At 69.6% G+C, this 14,168-nt stretch carries 13 protein-coding genes; 6 read left to right on the forward strand and 7 right to left on the reverse strand.

All coding sequences use genetic code 11. The features are described 5' to 3' along the window. Positions 1–176 precede the first annotated feature (176 nt). Complete coding sequence (locus tag ABB22_RS13380) at positions 177–701, reverse strand: GNAT family N-acetyltransferase (protein ID WP_055768845.1); 525 nt, start codon at positions 699–701, stop codon at positions 177–179. Between the two features lie 73 nt (positions 702–774). Further along, positions 775–2,757, reverse strand: a complete 1,983-nt coding sequence (locus ABB22_RS13385) for a UvrD-helicase domain-containing protein (RefSeq protein ID WP_152984182.1) — start codon at positions 2,755–2,757, stop codon at positions 775–777. Positions 2,758–2,831: 74 nt separating this feature from the next. Here ABB22_RS13385 and ABB22_RS13390 point away from each other — a divergent pair, with 74 nt between their 5' ends. After that, positions 2,832–3,452, forward strand: a complete 621-nt coding sequence (locus ABB22_RS13390) for a thymidine kinase (RefSeq protein ID WP_055768840.1) — start codon at positions 2,832–2,834, stop codon at positions 3,450–3,452. Between the two features lie 160 nt (positions 3,453–3,612). Here the strand turns inward: ABB22_RS13390 and ABB22_RS13395 are convergent, their stop codons facing one another. From ABB22_RS13395 to ABB22_RS13415, 5 genes are all read right to left on the reverse strand, one after another. After that, positions 3,613–3,828 carry a hypothetical protein gene (locus tag ABB22_RS13395; protein ID WP_055768837.1) on the reverse strand — a complete coding sequence of 72 codons (216 nt, stop codon included), beginning with the start codon at positions 3,826–3,828 and terminating at the stop codon, positions 3,613–3,615. Between the two features lie 291 nt (positions 3,829–4,119). Beyond that, positions 4,120–5,721 carry an OpgD/OpgG family glucan biosynthesis protein gene (locus ABB22_RS13400; RefSeq protein WP_055768834.1) on the reverse strand — a complete coding sequence of 534 codons (1,602 nt, stop codon included), beginning with the start codon at positions 5,719–5,721 and terminating at the stop codon, positions 4,120–4,122. A 109-nt stretch (positions 5,722–5,830) separates the two neighbouring features. After that, positions 5,831–6,643 carry a bifunctional DNA-formamidopyrimidine glycosylase/DNA-(apurinic or apyrimidinic site) lyase gene (gene mutM / locus ABB22_RS13405; RefSeq protein ID WP_055768830.1) on the reverse strand — a complete coding sequence of 271 codons (813 nt, stop codon included), beginning with the start codon at positions 6,641–6,643 and terminating at the stop codon, positions 5,831–5,833. A 401-nt stretch (positions 6,644–7,044) separates the two neighbouring features. Further along, positions 7,045–7,419 (reverse strand): EF-hand domain-containing protein, encoded by a 375-nt coding sequence (locus ABB22_RS13410; RefSeq protein ID WP_055768828.1) that lies wholly within the window; start codon positions 7,417–7,419, stop codon positions 7,045–7,047. Next, on the reverse strand, positions 7,416–8,618 hold the full coding sequence (locus ABB22_RS13415) for a DesA family fatty acid desaturase (protein WP_055768826.1): 1,203 nt from the start codon (positions 8,616–8,618) through the stop codon (positions 7,416–7,418). The genes ABB22_RS13410 and ABB22_RS13415 overlap by 4 nt, the downstream gene beginning before the upstream one ends. A 140-nt stretch (positions 8,619–8,758) precedes the next feature. Between ABB22_RS13415 and ABB22_RS13420 the strand changes: the two genes are divergently transcribed. The 5 genes from ABB22_RS13420 to ABB22_RS13440 all read left to right on the forward strand — a co-directional run bounded on the left by ABB22_RS13420 (position 8,759) and on the right by ABB22_RS13440 (position 13,918). Further along, positions 8,759–9,586 (forward strand): ABC transporter ATP-binding protein, encoded by an 828-nt coding sequence (locus ABB22_RS13420; protein WP_055768824.1) that lies wholly within the window; start codon positions 8,759–8,761, stop codon positions 9,584–9,586. A gap of 58 nt (positions 9,587–9,644) precedes the next feature. Continuing rightward, complete coding sequence (locus tag ABB22_RS13425; RefSeq protein ID WP_055768821.1) at positions 9,645–10,487, forward strand: acid phosphatase; 843 nt, start codon at positions 9,645–9,647, stop codon at positions 10,485–10,487. 129 nt (positions 10,488–10,616) lie between these two features. Continuing rightward, positions 10,617–11,726 carry a glycoside hydrolase family 18 protein gene (locus ABB22_RS13430; RefSeq protein WP_055768819.1) on the forward strand — a complete coding sequence of 370 codons (1,110 nt, stop codon included), beginning with the start codon at positions 10,617–10,619 and terminating at the stop codon, positions 11,724–11,726. A gap of 65 nt (positions 11,727–11,791) precedes the next feature. Next, positions 11,792–12,805, forward strand: a complete 1,014-nt coding sequence (locus tag ABB22_RS13435) for a TIGR00266 family protein (protein ID WP_055768816.1) — start codon at positions 11,792–11,794, stop codon at positions 12,803–12,805. A gap of 75 nt (positions 12,806–12,880) precedes the next feature. Beyond that, a complete protein-coding gene (locus ABB22_RS13440; protein ID WP_055768813.1) occupies positions 12,881–13,918 on the forward strand; it encodes a patatin-like phospholipase family protein in 1,038 nt (345 codons plus the stop codon). Positions 13,919–14,168 lie beyond the last annotated feature (250 nt).

Here is a 14,168-nt window from a genome sequence, read left to right on the forward strand (position 1 = left end):
CCCCGCCGGGCGCTGCCCGGCGCTACGGAACCCAGCCGCCTTGTAGAGCGGGGCAACGCCCCGCTGGGGCATTCCCGGCCAAGCCCCGCCGGGCGTTGCCCGGCGCTACGGAACCCCGCCGCCCTGTAGAGCGGGGCGCCGCCCCGCTGGGGCACTTCCGGCAATGCTCCCGCGCCTCACCCGCAATCGCCGGGCTCGTTGAAGAACAACAACAGTTCCTCCTCCTTGCCTGGCAGGCGGGTCGTGCCGGCGGCCCGGAAACCGAGCTTTTCCAGCAACGCGACCGAACGCGCGTTGCCCTGCGCCACGATCGCGCACAACGCGCCCAGTCCCAGGCTGCCGCGCGCATGTCCCAGCACCGCCCGCGCGGCCTCCAGCGCGTAACCCTGGCCGGCGTGCCGTTCCAGCAGGGCATAGCCGATGTCGGGATGGGGCAATGCGGCGCGGTGTACCAGCCCGGCATTGCCCAGCCATACGCCATCGCTGCGCCGTTCGACCGCGTACATGCCGTAGCCATGCCGCGAGTAGCTCGCCAGCGGGCCGTCACGGACACAGTCGCGCGCCTGCTCCAGCGTGCGGATTCCACGGTCGCCGATGTAGCGGTGGAATCCCGGGTCGTTGAGCAGTTCCAGCATCGCGGCGGCATCGGCATCGTCGTCGCGCAGCAGGCGCAACCGCAGTCGTTCGGTTTCGATCAGCATGCCAGCCCTTGTCCCCGGTCGTTGCCATGCAGCGTCGCTCCGGTCGCGGACATGCGCAAGAGCCGCATGGCACCTAGTCGAACAACGCCTGGATCGCCGCCAGTCCGGCCTGCGCGCGCTCTTTCTTGTTCGCCGCGTCGGCCACCGGGTCGGCGCCGTCGCGCTGCATCTCCGCCGCCGGCAGTTCGCCGAAGAAGCGGCTGGGCTTGAGCCGCACGTGCTCCCCGAACTTGCGGGTCAGGCGGCTGTAGCTCATCCACAGCTGGATCTTGGCGCGAGTGATGCCCACGTACAGCAGGCGCCGCTCCTCCTGCAGGTTGCCCTCGTCGAGACTGACCTGGTGCGGCAGCACGCCGTCCTCGCAGCCGACGATGAACACATACGGGAACTCCAGGCCCTTGGAGGCATGCAGGGTCATCATCCGCACCTGGTTGCCGCCATCGTCCTTGTCGTTGCGCGAGATCAGCGCCAGCTGCGCGGCCATGTCGGCGGCACTGGCGCCGCGCGGGCCGTTCTCGAACCACGAGGCCAGTTCCTCCAGATTGCCGGCGCGGCGCTCGTAGCCGGCGGTGTCCTTGGCCTGGTGGCGCAGTTCGGCCAGCATCCCCGAGTCCTTGGACACCCGGCGCACCAGGTCGCCGGAGGACATCTGCCGCATGTCCATGCGCAGCGCGCGCAGGATGTCGGTGAACCGGCTCAGGCTGTTGGCCGCGCGCGGCGGCAGTTGTGCCAGCGCGCCCATCGCCTCGGCGGCCTGCGCCATGGACATGCCCTTCTCCGAGGCCAGTTCGGCCAGCTTGGCCAGGGTGCCGGCGCCGACGTCGCGCTTGGGCGCCTGCACCGCGCGCATGAAGGCGGTGTCGTCGTCCGGGTTCACCAGCAGCCGCAGCCAGGCCAGGGTGTCCTTCACTTCCTGCCGTTCCAGGAACACCGTGCCGCCGGTCAGGTGGTACGGCACGCCGACCAGCTGCATCGCCTTCTCCAGCGGCCGGCTCTGGAAGTTGCCGCGGAACAGGATGCAGAAATCGCTCCACGGCACGCGCCGGCTGGTGGCGATGAACTGGATCTCGGCGGCCACCTTCTCCGCCTCGTGCTCGCTGTTGCGGCACTCCCACACGCGGATGCGCTCGCCGTCGGCCTGGTCGGACCACAGCGTCTTCAGGTGTTCGTGCGGGTTGTGCGCGATCAGCGCGTTGGCCGCGCGCAGCACGCGGTTGGAGCAGCGGTAGTTCTGCTCCAGCTTGACGATCTGCAGCGACGGGTACTCCACCGCCATGTTCTGCAGGTTCTCCGGATTGGCGCCGCGCCAGGCGTAGATGCTCTGGTCGTCGTCGCCCACGCAGGTGAAGTTGCCGGCCGGCCCGGCCAGCTGCTTGAGCAGGCGGTACTGGGCGTCGTTGGTGTCCTGGCATTCGTCCACCAGCAGGTAGCCGATGCGCTCGCGCCAGGCCAGCGCGATGTCCGGGTTCTCTTCCAGCACCTGCACCGGCAGGCGGATCAGGTCGTCGAAGTCGACCGCGTTGAAGGCGGTCAGCCGCGCCTGGTACAGCTCGTAGACCATCGCCGCGTCCTTCTCGCGGTTGCTGCGCGCGGCCGCCATCGCCTGCTCCGGCGACAGGCCGGCGTTCTTGGCGCGCGAGATCAGGTTCTTCATGTCCTCGATGTCGTCGGGCTTGGCATTGCTGCCGCCAAGCAGGTCCTTGACCTGCGCCGCCGCGTCGTCGGCGTCGAAGATCGAGAAGCCGCGCTTCAGGCCCACCGCGGCATGTTCGATCTGCATGAACTTCAGCCCCAGCGCGTGGAAGGTGCAGATGGTCACATCTTCGGCCTGGCCACCACGCAGGCGCTTGGCCACGCGCTCGCGCATTTCCTTGGCCGACTTGTTGGTGAAGGTGATCGCGGCGATGCGGCGGGCGCTGTAGCGGCCGCTGCCGATCAGGTGGGCGATCTTCTCCACGATCACGCGGGTCTTGCCGCTGCCGGCGCCGGCCAGCACCAGCAGGGGGCCTTCGGTGTGCAGCACCGCCGCGCGTTGGGGGGGATTGAGGGAGTCCAGCATGGGATAGGGTCTGTCGCAGGGCGGCAGTGTAAGCCATCGGCCGTGGCGGCCGGCGCACGCTAAAATGCCCCATGGCCAAGCTCTACTTCTACTACTCGGCGATGAACGCCGGGAAGACCACCACCCTGCTGCAGTCGGCGCACAACTACCGCGAGCGCGGCATGCGCGTGTCGATCCTGACCCCGCGCCTGGACCACCGCGCCGGCAGCGGCGTGGTCGCCTCGCGGATCGGGCTGCAGGCCGAGGCCACCGCCTTCGACCACGACACCGACCTGCAGCAGCTGGTCGAACGCGACATGGCCGCGCATGGGCGGCTAGGCTGCGTGCTGGTGGACGAGGCGCAGTTCCTGACCAAGGCGCAGGTGTGGCAGCTGAGCGAGGTGGTGGACCAGCTGCGCATCCCGGTGCTGTGCTACGGCCTGCGCACCGATTTCCGCGGCGAGCTGTTCGAGGGCAGCCAGTACCTGCTGGCTTGGGCCGACGAGATGCAGGAGATCAAGACCATCTGCCACAGCGGCAAGAAGGCGACGATGACCGTGCGCGTGGACGGGAACGGCTTCGCCGTGCAGGACGGTCCGCAGGTGGAGATCGGCGGCAACGACCGCTACGTATCGGTCAGCCGCGCCGAGTTCAAGAAGATCACCCGCGGCGAGGGCCGCATCGAGCCGATGCAGGCGCCGTTGCCGCTGTAAACACGCATTCGCGTATTTACTCCAGGGTGTGCGCCGCAGACCATGCGGCCCCAGCTCATCATCTCCCGCATTCCCGGGCCTGCCGGAGCGCGCCCTTGGCTCAAGGGCGCTCCGGATTGCAATCACCCAGCGAACGACAGCGCGCCTGGTTCAAGATGGTTCAAAGCGGCTTGAAAAGCTGAAGGAGATACCGCCCCCGATCTCGCAAGGCAGGCAGGATCCTCGTTGGAGCTGAAGCCCCCTCCTGCTGCAGTGAATCTTTTATCGGCAGCAGAAGATCCACTGCGATGAACTCCGGCATCACCTCCCGCAATACGCTGCGGATGCTTTCTTCACCGCCCGAATGGGCAATGATCGCGGGGATCATCGGGAACATATGAGCTGATTGGGGAAGCGAAGCCCGCCAGTAATGCGCAGGAACGTTTCAACGCGGCCTGGCCTGGCCTAGTCTGCGTATTTGTACAGCCGCACCCGGGCCCTGTGCTTCTATGCCCAAGCAGGCAGCCACATGCTCTGGCGCTGAAGCAGAAGCCCGAAGCGCAAACGTGACGCCACGCGGCCACAGTTCAGGCGTCAGGGGTGGGTTTTGATGCGGGTGCACGGATCACCGCAGCAGACGGAGGCACAGGCGCCGAGCCTGGCACCACGGCGCCTGCCCCGTATCTGATCAATACAACGTCCGCTCCGGCGCACCGGCCGGGGGCGGGCTGTACTGGTACAACCAGGTTTCGGTGAGGGTCTTGCCACCGCTGCGCAGGTACAGGCGGATGTCGATCTGGTCGTAACTGCCTTCGGGCGGCACCAGGTCGAACATGGCGCGGTAGCCGTTGATCTCGCGCAGCGGACGGGCGGAGACGACTTCCACGCGGCCGCGGCTGGTTTCCACCACCGCTTCGACCTCGGCCTTGTCGATCAGGCCGGCCAGGTCTCCGCCCTCGAAATCCACCGCGAAACGCCAGGAGAAATACTCGCGCTTCTTGCCGATGATGCCGCCCAGTCCGGTGCGGCTGGCCACGCAGTGCGCCAACGGCGGCCGTGCCGGCAGCTGCGCGCCCCAGTACAGCCGGTAACCGACCAGCAGTTCCTCACCCGGCTGCGGCTTCTGCTTCGGATTCCAGAACGCGACGATGTTATCGAAGGTCTCGTCGACGGTGGGAATCTCCACCAGCTGCACCGAGCCCTCGCCCCATTGTCCCTTCGGTTCCACCCACAGGCAGGGACGCTTCTCGTAGAACACGCCGTCGTCCTGGTAGTGGTCGAAATCGCGGTCGCGCTGCAGCAGGCCGAAGCCGCGCGGATTGTCGTCCACGAACATGTTGAAGCGCAGCTGCGCCGGATTGCACAGCGGGCGCCAGATCCACTCGCCGGCGCCGTTCCACATCGACAGGCCGTCGGTGTCGTGGATCTCAGGGCGCCAGTCCCAGCCCATGCGGCGGTCGTTCTCGCCGACCTGGTACATGCTGGTGCACGGCGCGATGCCGAGCCGCTCGATCTCCCGGCGCGGATACAAGGCGCTGTCGATGTCCATCAGCAGCACGTCGCCATTGGTGATGGCGAAGCGGTAGGCACCGGCCACGCTGGGCGAGTCGAGCAGGCCATGGACCACCAGTGTGTCCGAGCCGGCTGCCGGCTGTTCCAGGTAATAGGCGATGAAGTCGGGGAATTCCTCGGGCCTGCCCATGCCGGTGTCGATCGCCAGGCCGCGCGCGGACTGGCCGTATTGGCCTTCCTTGCCCACCGCACGGAAATAGCTGGCGCCCAGGAACGCGGCGAAGTCGCGGTCGGTATCGGCGCGGGTGTTGAGGCGGAAACCGGCGAAGCCGAGGTCCGCCGGCAGCCGGCTGCCATGGATGCCGCTCTTGCCGTAATCGAACGCGGCCGGGTCGTAGGCCAGTTCCTGGGCCTTGCCATCGACCACGTCGAACATGCGCACCGGCGAATGGAAATACAGGCCGAGATGGAAGAACTTGGCCTGGAATTTCCCGGGCTGGTCGGCCCACAGCGCGTGGTCCTGGCGGTAGCGGATCGACTGGTACTGGTCCCAGTCCAGCGCGTCCACTTCCGGCGGCAGGCTGCGCTTGTGGCTGCGGTACGGTGCCTGCGCCAGCGCGCGCGCCTGGCCCTTCAGCGCGGCGAAGTCGAACGGCTGCGGCTGGCCGATGCGGCGCAGGCCGAGCTGCCTGTCGGCGGCGGCGCAGGCCGGCAGCGCAGGCAGGCCGAAAGCGGCCAGGGCCAGCGAGGCGCGCTGGAGGAAGTCGCGTCGATCCATGCGTTCGTCCGGAAAGGGGTGTGCGGATGATAGGCAGGCGCGGGTGAATGAAGGTAAGCAGCGGGTGAAAGCTGGAGCCTGCCCATCCGGCCAGGTCCACCGGCCTCCTTCACCGCTGGCAGTGAGCGCACCAGACGCTGGCGCGCTGGCCGATGCTGGCATGGCGCAGTGCGCGCCCACAGCGCACGCAGGCCTCGCCTTCGCGGCCGTACACCGACAGCTCCTGCTCGAAGTAACCGGGCGCACCATCCGGGCTGATGAAATCGCGCAGGGTGGTACCGCCGCGAGTGATGGCGTGGCCGAGGATCTCCTTTGCCGCCGTGGCGAGGCGCCGGTAACGTTCGCGCGAGACCTTGCCGGCCTCGCGCAGCGGATTGATGCCGGCCATGAACAGGCTTTCGGCGGCATAGATGTTGCCGACGCCGACGACGATGCGCTGGTCCATCAGGAAGGTCTTGACCGGCGCGCTGCGGCCGCGGCTGCGCGCGAACAGGTAGTCGCCGTCGAACGCGTCGTCCAGCGGTTCCGGGCCGAGCGCGCGCAACAGTTCGTGGGTTTCGCCCGCCGGCTGCCACAGCAGGCAGCCGAACCGGCGCGGGTCGTTGAAGCGCAGCAGGCGCCCATCCTCCAGGCTGATGTCCACGTGGTCGTGCGCGCGCACCGGCGTGTCGCCGGGCAGCACGCGCAGGCTGCCGGACATGCCCAGGTGCAGCAGTGCGCTGCCGGCATCGGTATCCAGCAGCAGGTACTTGGCGCGGCGGCGGATCGCGGCGATGCGCTGGCCGGGCAGCTCGCGCTCGATCTCCGCCGGAATCGGCCAGCGCAGGTCCGGCCGGCGCAGGATCACGCCATGGATGCGCCGCCCCTGCAGGTGCGGCTCCAGGCCGCGGCGGGTGGTTTCGACTTCTGGGAGTTCTGGCATGGGGCGATTGTAGTGCCGGGATACACCATCGCTGCGTGCTGCCGGTCTGCGCTGCAAACCGCGGGCCCCGTCTTTCGCTTGCTACACCCCCGCGCCTTCGGCGCGCCCCCCGACCCAGGGGGAACACGCCATCGCTGCGCGCTGTCGCCCCACGGTTTGCCTCGCAAACCGCGGGCCCCGTCTCTCGCTTGCCACACCCCGCGCCTTCGGCGCGCCCCCTGACTCAGGGGGAACACGCCATCGCTGCGCGCTGTCGCCCCACGGTTTGCCTCGCAAACCGCGGGCCCCGTCTCTCACTTGCCACACCCCGCGCCTTTGGCGCGCCCCCTGACTCAGGGGGCTTTCTCCAGACACATCACAGGTGCGGGGCGAGCCGCGCATCTACAGATGGGGAATCGCGGTCAGCGCGGTGGCGCCATCAGTTCGCGCGCGCTCAGGTAACCGTCGCCGTCGGCGTCCTGTTTGTGGAAGCGCTCGAGGATCACCTGCTTCTGCTGCTCGCGGGTGATCGGTCTGCCGCGGCCGCCGGGTTGCTCTTCCGGCTCCAGCACGCCGTTGCCGTTGCGGTCCATGCGGTCGAAGGCGTAGAGCATCCACTGCAGGTATTCGTCCGGGCTTACCCGGCCGTCGCCGTCCAGGTCCATGCGCCGCAGGTAGTCGGTGGTGTCCTGCACCTGCGCCGCCAGCGCGGCCCACGGCAGCGTCGCCGCCAGCAGCAACGACAGACGCCGCACGAGGCGGCGTCCATGTGCAGAACCGGAGGCGCGGTTGGTCATGCCGCGCTGAGCGAATAACCCTTCAGCCGCGCCGCGTAGGCCTGCAGGGCGGCCACGCCGCTGGCCTCGGCCTCGTGGCACCACTGCTGCAGGTGCCGGAGACGCTCGGCGGCGTCGTGGGTGCGCGCTTCCAGCAGCGCGGCCAGGCGCGCGCGGTGCTCGACCAGCACCTGGATGTTCGGGCGCTGGCTCACCCACTGCTGCAGCTGTTCGCGACAGGCCGGCTTGAGCCAGCGGCCGTCGTTGACCAGGCCCTTGCGCATGCGCCGCGGCAGCAGCTTGCGCAGCTTGGCACCAGCGGCGGCCGCCTCTTCGCGCAGGGCCGGGGCGAACACGTTGCGCTGGTAGTCGGTCATCGCCTGGAAGCGGTGCGAGAGCAGCGCCTTGAGCGTGTCGGCGTCGGGCACGGCGATGTTGGGGCGGATGTCCATGGTCGGCGCCACGCGCAGCACCTTGGCCAGGCCCAGCGCCTGCAGCAGGCGGATCGCCTGCCAGCCGATGTCGAACTCCCAGCGGCGCATAGAGAAGCGCGCCGAGCTGGGGAAGGCATGGTGGTTGTTGTGCAGTTCCTCGCCGCCGATCCAGAACGCCCACGGCGTCAGGTTGGTCGAGGTATCGGCCGATTCGAAGTTGCGGTAGCCCCACCAGTGGCCCAGGCCGTTGACCACGCCGGCGGCCCAGAACGGGATCCACGCCATCTGGATCGCCCACAGGGCGATGCCCGGCAGGCCGAACAGCGCGAAGTTCAGCGCGAACAGGAACACCGGGCCGAGGTTGGCGTGCGGGGTGTAGAGGTGGCGCTCGATCCAGTCTTCCGGCGCGCCGCGGCCGTACTGCTCGATGTCCGCGCGCATCGTGCGCGCCTCGCGGTACAGCTCCACGCCGCGCCAGAACACGCGGCCGATGCCCTTGGTCACCGGGCTGTGCGGGTCCTCGTCGGTCTCGACCTTGGCGTGGTGCTTGCGGTGGATGGCGACCCACTCGCGGGTGATCATCGAGGTGGTCAGCCAGGTCCAGAAGCGGAAGATATGCGAGACCAGCGGGTGGAAGTCCACGCCGCGATGGGCCTGGCTGCGGTGCAGGTACAGGGTCACCGCGAAGATGGTGAGCTGGGTGAACACCAGCAGCACCGCCAGCATGCCCCACCAGCCCAGGCCGGCGATGCCGCCGGTGAGGAAGTCGAGGAGGGTGTCGGACATCGCGGAACTCCAGAGCTGTTTCGGTGACGGATGAAACCGTGGATACACATGATGGGGCCTGCCGCGGCAAACTTCATCACCCCGAGCGTCAACTTTGGTCCAATCCTTCAGCTGCCCCGCCACCGCCCGACCTTGCCTGAATGATGCCCACCGCACCCGCCGCCGTCGCGGCCCCCCTGATCGAGCTGGACCATGCCTGCGTCATCCGCGGCCAGGTCCGGGTCCTGCACGAACTCGACCTGCGCATCGAACAGGGCCAGCACACCGCCATCCTCGGCCCCAACGGCTGCGGCAAGTCCTCCTTCATCAAGCTGATCACGCGCGAGCTGTACCCGCTGGCGCGCGCCGACGGGCACGTGCCGGTCAAGGTGCTGGGCCAGACCCGCTGGCAGGTGGACCGGCTGCGCTCGCAGCTGGGCATCGTCACCGGCGACCTGTCCAGCAACCTGTCCGACATGCCCGGGCTGGGGGTGGAGGACGCGGTGATCTCCGGCTTCTTCGCCAGCTACGTGGTGCCGGCGCACCGCGACGTCACCGACGCCATGCGCGACCGCGCGCGCCACGCGCTGGAACTGGCCCGCGCCTCGTCGCTGCTGGGCCGCAGCTACGCCGAGCTGTCCGCCGGCGAGACCCGCCGCGTGCTGATCGCCCGCGCGCTGGTGAACCAGCCGCGCGCGCTGCTGCTGGACGAGCCCTCCACCGGGCTGGACCTGGTCTCGCGCCAGCACCTGGTCGACACCATGCGCCACCTCGCCGGGCAGGGCATCACCCTGGTGCTGGTCACCCACCACATCGAGGAAGTGATTCCGGAAATCCAGCGGGTGGTGCTGATGAAGGGCGGGCGCATCTTCGCCGACGGCCGGCGCGGCGAACTGCTGCGCGCCGGCCCGTTGTCGGAGGTGTTCGGCGGCCCGATCGACGTGCAGGAAGAAGACGGCCGGCTGACCGCCTGGGCCCGCGCCGTATAGGTGGGCGGCGGCATCGGTGCGATGATGCCGGCCCGTTCCACCGATCCATGCCGCCGCGATGTCCCGTTCCCCGTTTCCGCTGCGCCTGGGCGCGGCCTTCGTCCTGGCCGCCGCGCTCGGCGCCTGCGCCGGCACGCCCGCCACCGTTTCCGCCGGCCATGGCCAGGCCACCGCACCGGCGCCGACCGGCTACCTGCAGGGGGCCGCGATCCCCGACAGCCTGGCGCTGAGCCCGCCACCACCGGCGCCGGGTTCGGCCTGGGCCGCGCTGGACGACGCCGTCGCCCGCCAGGCCCTCGCGCTGCGCGACAGCGCGCGCTTCCGCCAGGCCCATACCGATGCCGACCTGCGCTTCCCCACCGGCGCCGGGCAGTTCAGCTGCGCACTCGGGGTTCCTGTCGATGCCGCACGCACGCCGGCCCTGTACCGCCTGCTGCAGCGCAGCCTGATCGACGCCAGCGCGGCGACCCGCGCGGCCAAGAATCACTACAAGCGGCCGCGCCCGTTCATGGTCAATGGCGAGCCGACCTGCACGCCCGACGACGAGCCGCACCTGCGCGGCAGCGGCTCCTATCCGTCCGGCCACACCGCGATCGGCTGGGCCTGGGCGCTGATCCTGTCGGAAATCGCCCCGGAGCGCGCCACCGCCCTGCTCGAGCGCGGCCGCAACTACGGCCACAGCCGGCTGGTGTGCAACGTGCACTGGTACAGCGACGTGCAGCAGGGCCAGGCGATGGGCGCGGCCGTGGTCGCGCGTCTGCACGACAACGCCGAGTTCCGCGCCGACCTCGCCGCGGCGCGGCGCGAGATCGCCGCCACGCCCGCACAGGCGTTGCCGATGCCGCGCGACTGCGCCGCCGAAGACGCGGTGCTGGCAACCGATCTGCCAGAAGCGCGTTGAGCCGCTTTTCGCAGGAGCGGCTTCCGTCGCTCCTGCGGGTCCGGTGGCCAGCGGTTTCAGGCGTTACCTCGCAGGGTGGCTCCCCTCATTGCGGCTAGAGTGGGGCGTTCGTCCACGCCAGGGCCTCCCATGTCCACACCCCACCGCCGCCTGCGCGTCCTGCTGGCGGCCGCGCTGCTCGCATTCGCCGCCGCCACGCAGGCGCAGTCCTTCCGCCTGATCGGCTACGTGACCGACGGCCCGGCGCCCCTGCGCCTGCCAGCCGCGCAGCTGGACGTGGTCAATTTCGCCTTCGCCCGGGTCGCGCCGGACGGCAGCGTGTACCTGCCCGACACGGTCGATCCGGCGCAGGTGCATGCGCTCGTCGCCCACCGCACCGTCAACCCCGCGCTGAAGATCGTGCTGTCCATCGGCGGCTGGGGCGCCGGCAACTTTTCCGAGGCGGCCGCCACCGCGGCGGCGCGCGCGCGTTTCATCGACAGCGGCGTCGCCCTGCTGCACCGCTTCGACCTCGACGGCCTGGACATCGACTGGGAATACCCGACCCTGGGCGATGCCGACATCAGCCACAGCCCGGACGACCGCCGCAATTTCACCCTGCTGCTGGAAGCGCTGCGCGCGCGCCTGGACCGCGAAGGCGGCAAGCGCCCTTACCTGCTGACCATCGCTGCGGCCGAAGGCCGTTTCGCCGAAGGCCTGGAACTGCCGCGCATCGCCCGGTCGCTGGACTGGATCAACCTGATGACCTACGACTTCCATGGCAGCCTGACCCCGACCACCGGCCACCACAGCGGGCTGGCGCGTTCGGCGCTGGCCCCGGCGGACGGACGCACCACCGAAGGCGCGGTGCGCTACTTCCTCGATGCCGGCGTGCCGGCGGACAAGATCAATGTCGGCGTGCCCTTCTATGGCCGCAGCTTCGGCGACGTCGAACCCGTCGACCATGGCCTTTACCGGAAGTTCGCCAGCGATGGCGGCTTCATCACCTGGAGCGAGATCGTGCATACCCGCCTCGGCGCGCCGGGCTGGGAACGCCACTGGGACGCGCAGGCGCAGGTACCCTGGCTGTGGAATCCCGCCACCCGCCAGCTGATCACCTACGACGACCCGCAGTCGCTGGCGATCAAGGCCGCATACGTCAGGCGCAACAAACTCGGCGGCATCATGTACTGGGAACACCGGCTGGACGATGGCCAGCTGCTGGACACGCTGCACAAGGCACTGCACGAAGCCCGCTGACCCGCGCGGCGCGGCAACCGCCGCGGCATAGACTGGGCGACCGCCATTACCCGCCAGGTCCGCCCATGAGCCAGTGGTATTTCCACACCCCCGGACAGCCCGACCGCACCGGTCCGCTCGACCACGAGACCGCCCGCCGCCACGTGCAGTTGCACCGCGATGCCCTGGCCTGGCGCGAGGGCATGCAGGGCTGGCAACCGGCCGCGGCGCTGCCCGAGTTCGGTGGCCAGGCAGCGCCGCCACCGATGCCACCACCGGTGGGCGGGCGCCGCAACCGCGCCGACGACATCGACTTCCGCATCGTCGGCCATGAGATGCAGTTCGTGGAGATCGAGCTGGACCCGGGCGAGAGCGCCATCGCCGAGGCCGGTGCGCTCATGTTCAAGGACGCCGCGGTACGGATGGAGACCGTGTTCGGCGACGGCCGCCACCAAGGCCAGGGCGCCGGGCTCATGGACAAGCTGATGGCGGCCGGCAAGCGCGTGATCACCGGCGAGAGCCTGTTCGCCACGCTCTACACGCATACCGGCCAGGACAAGGCCAGGGTCGCCTTCGCCGCGCCCTACCCCGGCACCGTGCTGCCGATGAAGCTCGACGAGCACGGAGGCAAGCTGATCTGCCAGAAAGACAGCTTCCTGGCCGGCGCGCGCGGCGCGCAGATCGGCGTGCACTTCCAGCGCAAGGTGATGACCGGCCTGTTCGGCGGCGAGGGTTTCATCATGCAGAAACTCGAGGGCGACGGCTGGGTGTTCGTGCATGCCGGCGGCTGCGTGGTCGAACGCGAGCTGGCTGCCGGCGAACGCATCGACGTGGACACCGGCTGCGTGGTCGCCTACCACGCCGGCGTGGACATGGACGTGCGCCGCGTGGCTGGGCTCAAGAGCATGTTCTTCGGCGGCGAGGGCGTGTTCCTGGCCACCCTCACCGGGCCCGGCAAGGTGTGGCTGCAGTCGCTGCCGTTCTCGCGCCTGGCCGGGCGCATGTACGCGGCCGCGCCGCAGGGCGGCGGCCAGAGCCGCGGCGAAGGCTCGGTGCTGGGCGGGCTGGGGCGCATCCTGGACGGGGACAACCGGTTCTGACCCGTGCCTGACCGTTGGCCCGCCGTTTGGCCGCTTGCCGCTATGCTTGCGCCCTTTCCCGCATACCCATTCATCATGAAGCCGCGCAACGCCCGCCTGCTGCTGTCCCTTTCGCTGTTTGGCCTGCTGGCTGCCTGCGGCGGCGAGAACACGCGGCCGTCCGCGCCGGCGCAGGCGGCGGTGCCCGGCACGCCGGCCAAGCCGGTGAAGATCGGCGTGGCCCTGGGCGGCGGCGCGGCCAAGGGCTTCGCCCATATCGGCGTGATCAAGATGCTGGAGGCCAACGGCTTCGAGCCGGTGGTGGTGTCCGGCACCAGTGCCGGCAGCGTGGTCGGCGCGCTGTACGCCAGCGGCATGAATGCCTTCGACATGCAGCAGAAGGCGGTGTCGCTGGACCAGGCCAGCATCCGCGACGTGCGCCTGTTCTCCGGTGGCCTGATCCAGGGCCAGAAGCTGCAGGACTACGTCAACGCGCAGGTCGGCAACAAGCCGGCCGAGCAGCTGAAGAAGCCGTTCGCGGCGGTGGCCACCCAGCTGGAGACCGGCGAGCGCGCGGTGTTCGTGCGCGGCAATGTCGGCCAGGCGGTGCGCGCGTCCAGCTCGGTGCCGGGCGTGTTCGAACCGGTCGCCATCGGCGGCAAGACCTTCGTCGACGGCGGCGTGGTCAGCCCGGTGCCGGTGGACGCCGCGCGCCAGCTCGGCGCCGAGTTCGTCATCGCCGTGGACATTTCCAGCAAGGCCAGCGGGCAGCGCCCGGGCAGCCTGCTGGGTACGGTGAACCAGTCCATCGCGATCATGGGCCAGCGCCTGGGCGAACAGGAACTGGCGCGCGCCGACGTGGTGATCCGCCCGCAGGTGCTGGACATCGGCGCGGCCGACTTCGAGCAGCGCGGTCGCGCCATCCTCGAAGGCGAGAAGGCGGCGATGGCGGCCATGCCGCAGATCCGCGCCGGCATCGCCCGCCTGCAGCAGGCGCATACAACCAGCGCGCGCAACGCCGACGCGCGCGCCAGCGCGGCGGCGGCCGAGGCCTACCAGCGCTGCCTGGATGGCCGCTCGCGGCTGGACAAGCTGCGCGGCAAGAACGGGGACTGCATCGCGCCGGCGCACTGAAGCGGCGGCCGGCGTTTCAATCAACCAGAGCGTTGCGTCCCTGCAGGGCGCCAAGGAAAACACAGCGCCTTGTAGCGCCGGGCAGGGCCCGGCGGGGCTTGCTTGGGAATGCCCCAGCGGGGCGTTGCCCCGCTCTACAAAAGGCGGAGCGCGGTGGCTTCTAGCGCTGGGCGGGGCTTGCTCGGAAATGCCCCCAGCGGGGCGTTGCCCCGCTCTACAGAGCCTTTGCGGTATTTGCGGGTCGTGCGGG

The sequence above is a fragment of the Stenotrophomonas nitritireducens genome, assembly GCF_001431425.1.
Lineage (GTDB): Bacteria > Pseudomonadota > Gammaproteobacteria > Xanthomonadales > Xanthomonadaceae > Stenotrophomonas > Stenotrophomonas nitritireducens.